Consider the following 12372-nt stretch of genomic DNA (forward strand, 5'->3'; position numbering starts at 1 on the left):
TTCTATCACTCTCCAAAACCAATATAGCGATCCGTTCCATGCCCTCTTATTTGTTATTGTACCACAGAAAAACGCTCGTTTAATTCCGGTGAGCCCTTACTAGGACAACACCCAAATTTTAATTTATTTTTCTGTTTATGATTAGAACTTTGATTATGCGGTTATAAAATCAAAAGCAAACGAAAAAACAATTGAAAGGTGATGTTAAATATGGGTTGGTTATGGGCATTAATTATTGGTGGTATCATTGGTTGGTTAGCAGGTCTAATCGTCGGCAAGGATATTCCATTCGGTATTGTTGGTAATATTATCGCTGGTTTTATTGGGGCATGGCTTGGTGGTCTTCTACTTGGAGAATGGGGACCTGAAACAGGTGGATTTTACATCTTCCCTGCACTGATTGGTGCGATCGTTCTCGTTGCTATTCTTAGTCTTATTCTTCGTAAGACAAGAAGAGCATAAGGAAGATCAAAGTAGGATCTACGTTCATTAAAACAACGATATTTTACTTAACGAAAATAGTAGAGAGAGTTCCGTCTCTCTAAACAAACCCGAATTCTCTTAAGAGACTTCGGGTTTGTTTATTTGTAACGAATACACTTCTTCACGTCTACCAGACCTTAGTTATCAAAACGTCTGCGGCTGTAAATGACTGCTGAGGCAACAATAGACGCGATCATCCAAAGGATCGAGATCATGAGACCTCCACCTATTTCTTGCAAGCCTTGGCCCATCGCCATACTGTCCATCATGTCCATAAACTTCTGTGTAGGGAGTATACTTACCACTTGTATTAATAGCTCATTATTTAACATAGGAGCAAATATAGGTGCCATGACAAAAATAAGCAGCACGGGTAAACCAATAATAGAAGATTCTTGCACCGTGCGAGAAAGCAGACCGATCATAAGACCAATGGCCATAAACATAATAAGATTAATAAGTATAAACAAGACCAGGATACCTGCAGGTACACCTGGGATTGCACTCACCATAATCGAGAACACAATGGCAACCACCGTAAGTATCGCTGTCAAAAAGCTTTTACCAAGCAATATTTCGAGTGTACTGGCCGGAGACAACATAAGCGCGCGCAATGTATGCTTCTCTTTTTCCTCAGCAATCATCATCGCGAGTACGAAAGAACCTGTCATAGATAATGCCATAAGGATCGGAAAACTTACTATGAGGATATCTTCACTAACCGTACGGTCTGTGCCCATGCGTGCAAATAAGAAGGCAAACACGATCGGAAAAGCGGTCATCGTTAGTACCTGTGGATTTCGAAGGCTATCTTTCCATTCCTTTTGAACGATCGCTTGAAATCTCTTCATTGAAAATGTCATTGTAGTTCCCTCCCCGTCATTTGTACGAAAATATCACCTAACGTTGGTTCATTGGAATGAATCGATAATAGTTTACCTGTCTGCATCCACCCTGCGATCTGCCGGGCAGACTCTTCATTTTGCTGAAGTACCATTCGGCCCTCTTCTTTCACGGTTACGGTTAAGGAATCATCTGAATGTTCCAGACGGAGTTCTTCAGGCGTGCCTATCGTCTTAATGACACCTTCGTGAATAAACGCAACCCGATTACATAAACTCTCTGCTTCAGACATGTTATGTGTCGTAAGGAAGATCGTTGTTCCCTCTCTGTTCAGCTTGCGTAACCCTTCATGAATATGTAAGGTATTCACCGGATCAAGTGCCGATGTCGGCTCATCCAGAAATAGCAGGTCAGGTTTATGTAACATGGCTCTTGCAAGCATAACGCGCTGCTTCATCCCTTTAGATAATTTCTTCACTAACGTCTTACGATCATTCGCAAGATTGACTTCCTCCAGTACCTCAGCAATTCGTTTATTTTCTACCTCATATAAGCTGCAGAACATTTCCAAGTTATCCTGAATCGTAAGCCTCTCATATAGGGCACTGTTATCCGTCAAGATCCCAATCCGACGTTTGTGATCGGCATCATTCATCTTTCTAATTTCCTGCCCGAACACATTCACTGTTCCCCCAGTCGCTAGCAGCTGGGAGGTGAGTATTTTCACGGTTGTTGTTTTGCCTGATCCGCTCGGTCCAAGAAATCCGAAGATTTCGCCTTTATTAATAGTAAAGTTGATATTGCTGAGTGCTCGTTTATTCCCGAATGCTTTGACCAGTCCGTTTACTTCAATGATTGTTTTCACTTGTCATCCATCCCTTTCATTGCGCAATCGCTTTGATATCCTCATGTTACGAAAAACCGCGCCACACCGCATTATATAAGGGATGAAAGGAGGATAAACGGGGCTAAAACCTGCAAATAAGGACCTGAATGGAGGATCTTTCGAGCTGGAAATTGTCACTCTAAGCGGTCCGAGGGAAGTCATGACAGAACTTAAGTAGTGAATGATTGTGTGAACCTGTAAAATTAGATTCCCAAAATCTGCTTTAACTCATCGTATTTCCCTTTAGATAATGGAATTGAACTTTTCTCCGCATCCTCCAAAATAAGACTATAGCTGTTTCTCGTCCAAGTGATGACTTCTCTTACCTTCTGCAAATTAACAAGATAAGAACGATGACAGCGAAAAAATCCATATGGTTTAAGTTTCTCTTCAAGAACGGTTAGAGAAAAAGAGCATGGGTATGTCCCTTGCAAAACATGGAGGTTTGCTACTCCCTCCTGGCTTTCAATATAATCCACTTCTGTCGGATCAAATAGAATGAGCTTGTCTCCCACCTTGGCCGGAATTTTCTCCAAACGAACGGGTTGAACAAAAACCTCAGACTTATCTTCATCCCTTACCGATTTGTTCTTTATCTGGGTTGTATCTGACTCCATCGTCATTACTTCGTTCTCTGTTATGTAGGGTAAAGTGTTTATCTCTTTGACAGAGTTATCAAGTAACAACTCCCGGCTCGCTTGGTCTATCCGCAAACGACCTGTCCGATCCGTCTCTTCGTTTGCTGTCGCAGTGACATGAAGTCCGTCTTCAGGTGCTTCTGTCTCTAGAACTTCTGAAGAAGTGTCCAACTTTTTGAATCCAGAATGACTGTACAGATATACCTCACTTGTTACCGATATCGCCTGTTCAAGCACCATCGTTGTAATAAGCACAGACTTTCCTTCCTCAACCAAAAGAGGAATCAGATTACGTAAGATATAACTGGTTTCTAGGTCCACATTTTGTTCCGGATCTTCTAGAAGCAACAACTTCGGTTTATGGACTAGTGCTTTGGCTATTAAAAGTCTTCTTTTCTCGGACAATGATAACTTGCTAATCAACGTATTCTCCTGTTCGGAGAGCCCTATTCTCCTGAGCAGCGTATGAAGATCTGCCTTCACTTCATGAAGCTTCGCGTAAAAACGAAGAAATTCCACTACTTTAAGCCGCTCATATACACCTTCGTTCAGACGCTGAATTCCAACGCTTTTACTTACTACCGCTTGAGAGGCCGTGTTCACATGTGTTCCTTCAAGTAAGATTTCACCATCAGATATAGATAATCGTCCCATAATCGACTCCAAAAGCTGGCTGCCCAGCTCATGATTACACTGAATAGCGACACACTGTCCTTGCTTGACCTCGAAATCAATATAGGGAATAAGCACATTGCTGCCCGCATTTTTTCGAACTTGCTTAACCTGTAGTAAACTCACAATATATCTCCCTTCAGCAACTTATTTAAAGAATATTTATTCTACACTTTTAGAGTTATTTTACTATAATTTGGTAGTATTGATATGGTTTTTAGCTATTTCCCGAGAAATATGAATTCATATGAAGAGGATTGGATATTGATCTTTTCCTTATGCGATCCGTGCTATGAAAAATAGAAATAACCACAACCTCAATCGGTTGTGGTTGGTTAGATATCGCAAGGCAGATGTAGACTCATTGCAACAATCGACTTACATGAGGTCTCACGTACCCTAAGTTTACATCCATTTCTCAGCCCATTTTTCAAACACTCGGAGTGTAACCCCAAGTTCGTTTCCTTTTCGGGTTAATGAATATTCGGTTCTTACAGGGCGATCCGTTATTACGTTTCGAATCACAATGCCGTAATCTTCTAATTCTTTCATGCGCTCATTCAACATCCGCTTACTCAAATCAGGAATGGCACCTAAAATTTCACTAAATCTCTTGGGTTCCTTAGATAAGGTATGAATGATAATACCGATCCACTTCTTACCTAGAAAATTATACCCCTCTTCGACTTTATTACATACCTCCTGTGTATCGTTCTGCTCAGTCACAACCTACACCTCCGAATTGTTCTGTTATTACTTTTATTCCCTTATGTTCAAATATATAACTAAGTAACATTAAATAACCTATTTATATTATTCTACCACAATATCTTCAACTCTAAAATCTTGACAAATCTTACGTTTTATTTAGGTTCACAATATTGACACAGATTTAGTGAAGAGTTAATATGGTTATGTAAAGTAACTCGTATATAAAAAGTTACTTATAATTCTAATCTTTCAAGAGGTGTAGCTATAGAAGAATATTGGTTTGTCTCATTAAGAAAGTGCAGGGGATCAACAGATGGAAAACGAATTCGATTTTTTGATCACTATTAATATCGCTTACATTGCCTTTTTAATGAAAGATATTACAACAAATGAAACAACTAGGGAGAAAAGCGATGGCCATCACTGATGAAGTGGGCTTATTGCCAAGAACTGAAAAACTATTTTTGCCAATAATGCACTATAGTAATAATCAGTATTTAATCCCACCGATGTTTATTTATGCCGATCTTATACAACATAAAAACTTTTCTGCATTGTGAAAAAAGTCGCTGAACATTTAGAAGTCTTGCATATTTTAATGATTATTTATTGTATATCTAGTGATGTATCTTTTCACAAAACTACACACAAATTTAGATTTATACATACCCTAAAAGGGAATTAAGGAGACATCATGAATAAGAATAAGAAAAAAATCCACTTTGCTTGGTGGATACTTGTAGGCGTATCAATCATGGTCGGATTAACAAGAGGTGGCCTCAATAGCTCAGGCGGACTGTTCCTAACTCCAGTTACTCAGGATTTAGGCATTCGCATGGGGGACTTATCCATATACTTTAGTATTGCATCTATTGTTACTATGATCTTCCTACCCATCGCTGGTAAGATGATGGCTAAATATAATATACGCGGTTTACTTATGGTTGCGGCTGTACTGCAAGCCGGTTCATTTGCTATGTTTGGGTTCATGAGCTCGGTATGGGGTTGGTACTTGTTCTCTATTCCTATGGCTGTCGGAGCGGTTTTCCTTACTCAGATGGCAGGCCCGGTACTGATCAACAATTGGTTTAAAAAGAACAAAGGTCTGATGATTGGTATTATGATGGCAGTCTCCGGTGGCTTGGGCGCAGTGCTTCAACCCATCGTTGGAACCTTGATTGCGAATGAGGGCTGGAGAAACGCCTATATTATCATTGGTATCGCAGTTATCATCATCGTCATTCCTGTCGTATTTTTCACACTTAGAATGTCTCCAAAAGAAAAAGGTCTGCAGCCTTATGGTGCAGATGAAGTTACGGAAGAAGATGAATCAAAAACACCTGTACTTGAAAAAGGGGTTACACTTGGAGTTGCTAAGAGATCCTCTGCACTCTATGCATTAATTGCATTCTTCTTCTTTATTACAGCTATCGGATGTTTTGCGCAGCACGTTCCAACCTTTGCGGCTGGACTTGGATATGATGGCATATTTGCAAGTAACGCAATGGCTGGATGGATGGTCGGTGCATTACTTGGTGCTCTAGCTTTCGGATTCTTAACTGATAAAATCGGTGCGAGAAACACAGCCATTTTCGCAATGGTATTAGGTTTGGTGCCTGTAACGATTCTATTAACATCTGCTGATAACTCAGTTATGTTCTCTATCGCAATGGTAATCTTCGGATTTGTTGTGGCAGCGATCGGAACACTTGGACCATTGCTTACATCTGCTCTGTTTGGTAATAAAGAATACAGTCAGATTTATGCAATCGTAGCGCTAGGACTCGCTGTAGCAGGAATTATTGCGTTGCCTGGTTATGGATATATTTATGACGCAACCGGTTCTTACACTCCTGTATTGATTGCGATTGCGTGTATGATGGTTATTAATATCGTACTGATTATCCTCGCGTTTAATGGAAAGAAAAAGCTTGAAAATGCAGGTGCATTTAACTAATTCTTCATACGAATCAACAAAAAGAGGTTTCCTATTAGGAAACCTCTTTTTGTTATCCATTTGTTGTAATTATAATAATGTCCCGCTCACAAGACGCCCCTTGTACCATACGGCTGCTCGTTCCGATCTTCGGGCAACTGCTTCAGCAGCGCAACTGGCATGCACCAAGACAAAACTTGCTGTGTCGCCTGCTTTAGGCCACACTTGTTCGCCTTTGGAACTGAGCGGTGTTATGCCACCTGTGATGAAACCAAGTGACTGAGATAAAGAAAACTCATCACTACATCCATATAATTCTGCGTAGCGTCCTACCTTCTCTAGCTGATCACCATTACCAAAAGGAGACCAATGATCTGTTAGACTGTCCGTTGACAGTTTAACGTTCACTCCCATCTGATATAACATAGGAAGAGGCATTGTTGATCTTCCGATCGGTACAGTTGATGTGATCGACATACCTAGCGAAGCCATTCGGGCTGCTAACTCTTCTGCTTCATGTGCTTCCGCACTGGCAAACCAGAATGCATGACTCACCGTAACCTTACCTTGTAATTCTGCTTCTTCCGTCAAATCAGCGAGTCTCGTTAATGTTTGTTTACCCGCTTCATTTCTATCATGCAGATGAATATCGATTCCCGCTTTACCCGCTACAGCTATCTCTACCATTGCCTGCAGTGATCTCTCGATATCTCCATCAACAGTGTATGGATCTACCCCGCCTACATGAGTTGCGCCCTCAGCTATTGACTGCTTTACCAGCTGTACAGAATCAGATCTAAGCAATCCATGCTGTGGAAAAGCTACAATCTCCGAGGAGATTTTCCCCGAAAAGGTATCCAAAGCTTGTTTTGTTGCTTCTAATCTATGTAGTCCGCTCACCGGTTCAATATTACAATGACTACGAACATAGGTAGAACCATATCCTTGTATAAGTTTCAAAATACGCTCTGCTTGATGTCTCGCCGTTGGTAGGAGCTTCGGTAACAAACGTTTCTCTTCTTCCATTCTTTCGAAGATACTACTTACCTTCCGTACCGCTTGCCAAGGACCACCATAATACGTTTTATCCAAATGAATATGTGCCTCTTCAAAAGAAGGAAGCATTAATAATTGTTTGCCATCGTATTTGGGTAGTTCACTCACGATCTCTGTGCCTGCCTCCACGACTTCAGCAATTACACTATCTTCGATTCGAACGTGACAGACTTCTGTCTTTGTACCCACTACTTGTCCATCTTCCACAACATAGCCTTGCTCTAACCTTACATTGGTTAGCCAATAAGAAGCATTCATCATATGATCACCCTCTTTTCCTCCCATATGGTATCATAGCTACTAATAAACGAATAATATAAATAAAGTTCCATTGCTACACTTTTTTCATATATGAAGAGGCATATCTATATGGAAAATATACAGAAAAAGACACCGTTTAGGTGTCTTCTCGTAATTTCACAGAAAATATCGTTATCTATTAACTCAATTTCTGACCACAGTTAGGACAGAAGTTGGCTCCTTCTGTTTTTGTACCACAGTTCGGACAGAAATTCGGTTTTTTCTGGCCTCCTTCTGCAGAAGAAGATGCCGAAGGTTTAGCATTTGAATTTTCAGAAGCAGCTGGTTTCTCGTTAGATTCTATATTTTTCATCATCTGATTTGCCATATTCATTCCCATTTGTATTCCTACCATATCGGCAGCAGTACTTCCACCTTTGAGGTTACCAGATGCAATCCCATCCGTGATACTAACCTGCTGATACTTTTGTAGATTACCGATCATTCCATGAGAAGCAGTCTTCGTGATCATGTCCTGAATCTCTTTTGGATAATTAAAACTCATCACCTGAAATCCAGTAATCGTCATCCCATTATCCATCACTTGCATATCCAAATCTTCCTGAATTCCTCTTGCAATTTCAGATGCATTGGCCTGCAAATTGAACATATCCTTACCTTCGCGGCTAATCCATTTCATTAGAAGCTGATCGAGCACAGAAGTAATCCGAATCTTTATGTCCTCTACTAGATAACTATTCTTCACCCCTGCGATTTTATCAATAAGGGTCACATAGTCATTAACTTTGAAATTGAACGTACCATTCGCACGAATCGGCATTCCGCCCGGCAGCTGTGGGGTTGGAATCAGTATAGGGTTCTGCGTCCCCCATCTGACAGTGAACTCTTTGGTATTCACGAAGAGCACTTCGACTCTCATTCCACTGTTAAAACCAAACTTAAATCCTTTCAGTGTAGACAGGAATGGAACAATGTCAGATTCAATGCTATACTCGCCTTCCTCTTCAAAGATCCCTTCAATTTTCCCGTTATTAATAAAAATCGCATCTTGCCCGGATCGGATAAGCAGCTTACTTCCTTTTTTAATTTCTCTATTACTCCACTTCCAGAAAATCATATCATCTCTGAACTCTTCCCACTCAACTACATTTGAAAATTGATTTTTGAAAAATGACATTACTTCTCATCCCTTCCGTTTAAAACGATCCTCTGCTTCCGCTATGCGAGTGGCCGCCCTTGCTGACTCCTCCACCGCCGCCCCCACCAGGACCGCCGTTATTATTTCGTTCAATCTTGCGTTTGGTTACCGTTGTTCTCAGATACCGATCTTGACGATCCAATATGCCTGATGTACTTGCATCCTCATACGTCTGCCGGTTTACCGTGATACGTCCACCAGATCGATAAGCCATAATCCCGACGACTAGAGCACCGATCCCTAGAGAGACGGACAATTGAAACCAAATATTAAATAAAACGCCTGGGCGATGTTCCATAAACTCGTGGACTGTTAGAATATAATTCTCAAATGCAAGTTCATAGTTACCATAGCTTATGTCAGGACTAATCTTGTTTCGTATTTGATCAAGCCTGCTGTCATTAAGATAATCTAGCCCTTTATAGAACCCAGCGAGATTTATGTGTCTATTTTTCATATCCAGTGTCAAAATAACGGCATTTCCATGTGGCCGGTCATATCCGGGAGCATGCTCATCATAGAAATCTTCCGTCAAAACCTCAACATCTATATCTTCTTCATTCAATGTTGTATAAATAATTATATCCGTGTTTCGCTCAGCCCCATACTCGTTCGCCATGGCATTTAAGCGATCTACCTGTTCCTGAGTTAATAACGCGGCTTCATCGTAGATTAACTGTTTATCGGCGACGGTAGAATTCGATTCGGCTGCTCCTGCCAGGTCCAAAGGAATAATAACAAGAATAAAAGCAATGAGTAGAAGAGTAGTCAGGATGGCTTTCATCTTTTTCACCAAAATCCTCCTCCCATCATCCAGGAAATCAGCTTCAGTGTTAGAAATGAAATGCCAGAGATTCCTGCAAACCAAGCACCTACTTTTCCTTTGCTAATGGGAGGTTTCCCTACCACTTTACCCGTCTGTCCGTTCATCGCAAACGTATGCTCAGCTTTTTTATAATCATATTGCACCATCCAGACAGGAAGCAGCACATAATCCGCACGCGCTAAGGTGGTATCAATCTGCTTATCCGTGAAGTTCAGGGTAGCATAACCAGAAGCTGAAGACTGAATGTAAGAATCGATATACTTTCGAATCTTCTCTTTCGCCCGGGGCAGCAACGCTGATTCGTCATAGCTATATTTTTCGGCAATAAAACCAGCAAGATATGGGGATTTAAAGCTTTTTAGCTGACCGTATGGGAAGGGTTCGAGCTTATCCATCAGTTCATCATTCATTTTCTCTGCTGCATCAATCGGCACATTATCATAATTGAGCCGGATTTTACGGTATACCTCAAAATGCATCGTTTCCGTATAATGATAATCCCCTCTTGTATAACTTCTCACTTTCGTACCTAGTCCATGTACTTCAATGTGATTATGTAATCCATATAACCAGAACGGTACGTAGATTCCTGTCATTCCTTTAATTCGGTCCGCTGTCATAAAATCACTGGGCGTAAGCAGTCCATTCCGGCACCATTTTCGAAAAGCTTGCATTGCTTCTTCTTTGCTGATTGAAAATGGAATGATCTTGGCCGGGGCCAGCTCTCCCGTGAGCCGGTCGCCAAGCACAACAGAGGAACCACAAAAACTGCATACCGTAGCTGTTGTTTCTGCCTCTGTCATGATGACCGCACCGCAACTGGTACAGTGGTATTCGTTCACTTCATTTTCGGTAAACACATTTCTGGTTAAAGGATCAGGGATTTCCTCAATATTATCGTTACGGCCACAACTCGGGCAATGCAGCTTCCCTGTCTCACTATCAAAAACCATGCTGCTTCCGCAGTTCGGACATTTATATTCTATGACTGGCATATGTTCACCTCACTATCCACCCAAGAATTTATCACTTCTTGTTGTTGAGTCTTTCTTTCATTGCGGCAAGCTCCTCTTCTGCATTCCGATCCGGACTCTGATTGTTCTCCCTCTCTAACTGAGCAATAAGATCATCGAGATCGTCCTTTGGCTGCTCTCTGAGTTCAGCTATAGCCATAGCTTCATTATAGGCTTTATTAACCTTTTCTTCGATTACATCGAACACCGAACCGCTAACATCCGCATTTGAACCCATCGCATTTATTTTCTGCTGGGCAGCCGTAGCGGCTATCTTCCCGTTTAATTCTGCACGACGTTCTTCAAGAATAGTAAGATCAGAACTCAGTTTATCTTGCATTTGCTTCATACTTTTCTTGTTAGAAGAAGCACGTTCATACGCCGTTTTCAGTTCACCTAATTTCTCCGCTTGTGCTATCTTCCGATCCAGAAACTGCAAAGCTTGCTCCTCATTTCCGGATTCCACTGCTTTCTCCGCATATCGCTGTAGTTTACTGACTTCTGCTTTGACCTCATCCAGTGCTCTCTTCGCTCTTCGTTCTTCCGCTGCTACCAAAGCAGTCTCTGATTTCACTTTACCTATGTCCATGTTCAGTTGCTTCATATAGTTATTCATTATTATCCCTGGATCTTCTGCTTTGCTAACCAACTCATTCATATTCGCTTTCATAATGTCTCTGAATCTAGAAAGAATACCGATGGAACTCTCCTCCTTTGGAAAGAATCTTTACTCTATAATACATAAAGAAGGATACGAAGGTTTCAGTCTCATAAATAAGTTCACTGAAGATACCCATCCTTTTTTACTGTCATCTTAATATTTTACCCAATAAAAAAAACACCATATCGTTGGTGTTCATTACGTTTTAACTATTTTATCAATTTCTTCTTTTAGTAAAAGATATCGATGTACACTTCTATTAATCGGGACTTTGGTTAATTTATTTTTATCTACATATAGTTTCATTTGGTCTTTAGATAAACCCAGTATATTTCCCGCCTCAGATACGGTAAGTACCTCTTCGGTGTTCGTTGCGTTAAATGTCTTCTTCACTTTTAAATTATAATCTTGAAACAACTGCATATAATTCATCCCTTTCTTATTCGACTGACTACGCAAATAAAAAAAAAGAGCACCGAAGCAAGTAAAATCGGTGCCTTTATAGAGGAATAGAGAGCATAACTCTCTTTTCTTTATTTTTTATTCTGGTTAGGACTCGTGTTCGTCACTGTTGCAAGCATTTTTTCATTTTTCACCATGCTAGACTGACACTGAGGGCATACGGGAACCACGGAGAACACGAAGTTATCTCTCATCCATCCTTTGCATCCGTCGTTTGAACAAGACCATATTGCCGTTAACTCCATCGGTACATCTTCCATTGGTTTTCTTCGAGAATTGTACATTCGCATCCCTCTTTCTGTATCTGAATAGGCTATATAAATAAAAATGCCCCAAACGATACGTTTGAGGCATAAGACTCTAAATTAGAGTTTTACAACATTTTCAGCTTGTGCACCGCGTTGGCCTTGAACGATGTTGAATTCAACACGTTGTCCTTCGTCCAAAGATTTAAATCCGTCTCCAGTGATTGCGCTGAAGTGTACGAATACGTCGCTTCCGCCTTCAACCTCGATGAAGCCAAATCCTTTTTCTGCGTTAAACCATTTTACTGTTCCTGTTTCCATTGTTATTACCACCTAATTTTTAAATTTACATGAAATTCTTACCTTAAAATAAAAATACACATAGGGTACAAGGTTATTATTAAAGAATAACCCTCTACGCTATGTGGATTCGTTAGGTCAATACTTCAATAAACTTAGTATAGCATATCTCCGAACATTT

At 40.6% G+C, this 12372-nt stretch carries 14 protein-coding genes; 2 read left to right on the forward strand and 12 right to left on the reverse strand.

The genetic code is table 11. From position 1 onward, the window contains the following. Positions 1-210 precede the first annotated feature (210 nt). The gene (locus ACWPWY_RS17915; RefSeq protein ID WP_454193051.1) at positions 211-462 is read left to right on the forward strand and encodes a GlsB/YeaQ/YmgE family stress response membrane protein; all 252 of its coding nucleotides are present in this window, start codon (positions 211-213) and stop codon (positions 460-462) included. A gap of 158 nt (positions 463-620) precedes the next feature. On the opposite strand, the gene ACWPWY_RS17920 is transcribed toward ACWPWY_RS17915, so the two are convergent. The 4 genes from ACWPWY_RS17920 to ACWPWY_RS17935 all read right to left on the reverse strand — a co-directional run bounded on the left by ACWPWY_RS17920 (position 621) and on the right by ACWPWY_RS17935 (position 4248). After that, a complete protein-coding gene (locus tag ACWPWY_RS17920; RefSeq protein WP_454193052.1) occupies positions 621-1346 on the reverse strand; it encodes an ABC transporter permease in 726 nt (241 codons plus the stop codon). Continuing rightward, complete coding sequence (locus ACWPWY_RS17925) at positions 1343-2191, reverse strand: ABC transporter ATP-binding protein (protein ID WP_454193053.1); 849 nt, start codon at positions 2189-2191, stop codon at positions 1343-1345. The genes ACWPWY_RS17920 and ACWPWY_RS17925 overlap by 4 nt, the downstream gene beginning before the upstream one ends. 224 nt (positions 2192-2415) lie before the next feature. Further along, positions 2416-3648 (reverse strand): LytTR family transcriptional regulator DNA-binding domain-containing protein, encoded by a 1233-nt coding sequence (locus tag ACWPWY_RS17930; RefSeq protein WP_454193054.1) that lies wholly within the window; start codon positions 3646-3648, stop codon positions 2416-2418. Positions 3649-3927: 279 nt separating this feature from the next. Beyond that, on the reverse strand, positions 3928-4248 hold the full coding sequence (locus tag ACWPWY_RS17935) for a winged helix-turn-helix transcriptional regulator (RefSeq protein WP_332086148.1): 321 nt from the start codon (positions 4246-4248) through the stop codon (positions 3928-3930). Between the two features lie 679 nt (positions 4249-4927). On the opposite strand from ACWPWY_RS17935, the gene ACWPWY_RS17940 reads away from it, so the two are divergent. Continuing rightward, the gene (locus ACWPWY_RS17940; protein ID WP_454193055.1) at positions 4928-6190 is read left to right on the forward strand and encodes an MFS transporter; all 1263 of its coding nucleotides are present in this window, start codon (positions 4928-4930) and stop codon (positions 6188-6190) included. Between the two features lie 69 nt (positions 6191-6259). On the opposite strand, the gene ACWPWY_RS17945 is transcribed toward ACWPWY_RS17940, so the two are convergent. The 8 genes from ACWPWY_RS17945 to ACWPWY_RS17980 form a co-directional block, all read right to left on the reverse strand. Further along, complete coding sequence (locus tag ACWPWY_RS17945; protein WP_454193888.1) at positions 6260-7483, reverse strand: amidohydrolase; 1224 nt, start codon at positions 7481-7483, stop codon at positions 6260-6262. A 181-nt stretch (positions 7484-7664) separates the two neighbouring features. Beyond that, positions 7665-8663, reverse strand: a complete 999-nt coding sequence (locus tag ACWPWY_RS17950) for an SPFH domain-containing protein (protein ID WP_454193056.1) — start codon at positions 8661-8663, stop codon at positions 7665-7667. A gap of 19 nt (positions 8664-8682) precedes the next feature. Beyond that, a complete protein-coding gene (locus ACWPWY_RS17955) occupies positions 8683-9477 on the reverse strand; it encodes a TPM domain-containing protein (protein WP_454193057.1) in 795 nt (264 codons plus the stop codon). Then, entirely contained in the window at positions 9474-10505 is a 1032-nt protein-coding gene (locus ACWPWY_RS17960) for a TFIIB-type zinc ribbon-containing protein (protein WP_454193058.1), read from the reverse strand. Before ACWPWY_RS17960 ends, ACWPWY_RS17955 begins: the two co-directional genes overlap by 4 nt. A 31-nt stretch (positions 10506-10536) precedes the next feature. Continuing rightward, complete coding sequence (locus tag ACWPWY_RS17965; RefSeq protein ID WP_454193889.1) at positions 10537-11223, reverse strand: PspA/IM30 family protein; 687 nt, start codon at positions 11221-11223, stop codon at positions 10537-10539. A 159-nt stretch (positions 11224-11382) separates the two neighbouring features. After that, a complete protein-coding gene (locus ACWPWY_RS17970) occupies positions 11383-11607 on the reverse strand; it encodes a DNA-binding protein (RefSeq protein WP_454193059.1) in 225 nt (74 codons plus the stop codon). A gap of 110 nt (positions 11608-11717) precedes the next feature. Continuing rightward, a complete protein-coding gene (locus ACWPWY_RS17975; protein WP_454193060.1) occupies positions 11718-11930 on the reverse strand; it encodes a cold-shock protein in 213 nt (70 codons plus the stop codon). Between the two features lie 81 nt (positions 11931-12011). Next, positions 12012-12212: a cold-shock protein gene (locus ACWPWY_RS17980; RefSeq protein WP_191804286.1), complete on the reverse strand. Its 201-nt coding sequence runs from the start codon at positions 12210-12212 to the stop codon at positions 12012-12014. Positions 12213-12372: the final 160 nt, after the last annotated feature.

The sequence above is a fragment of the Paenibacillus sp. Marseille-Q7038 genome (assembly GCF_965111595.1).

Coding starts and splice junctions, on each gene's coding strand:
- ACWPWY_RS17915 (WP_454193051.1), top strand. CDS start 211: ATGGGTTGGTTATGGGCATTAATTATTGGTGGTATCATTGGTTGGTTA.
- ACWPWY_RS17920 (WP_454193052.1), bottom strand. CDS start 1,346: ATGACATTTTCAATGAAGAGATTTCAAGCGATCGTTCAAAAGGAATGG.
- ACWPWY_RS17940 (WP_454193055.1), top strand. CDS start 4,928: ATGAATAAGAATAAGAAAAAAATCCACTTTGCTTGGTGGATACTTGTA.
- ACWPWY_RS17945 (WP_454193888.1), bottom strand. CDS start 7,483: ATGAATGCTTCTTATTGGCTAACCAATGTAAGGTTAGAGCAAGGCTAT.
- ACWPWY_RS17950 (WP_454193056.1), bottom strand. CDS start 8,663: ATGTCATTTTTCAAAAATCAATTTTCAAATGTAGTTGAGTGGGAAGAG.
- ACWPWY_RS17960 (WP_454193058.1), bottom strand. CDS start 10,505: ATGCCAGTCATAGAATATAAATGTCCGAACTGCGGAAGCAGCATGGTT.
- ACWPWY_RS17970 (WP_454193059.1), bottom strand. CDS start 11,607: ATGCAGTTGTTTCAAGATTATAATTTAAAAGTGAAGAAGACATTTAAC.
- ACWPWY_RS17975 (WP_454193060.1), bottom strand. CDS start 11,930: ATGTACAATTCTCGAAGAAAACCAATGGAAGATGTACCGATGGAGTTA.
- ACWPWY_RS17980 (WP_191804286.1), bottom strand. CDS start 12,212: ATGGAAACAGGAACAGTAAAATGGTTTAACGCAGAAAAAGGATTTGGC.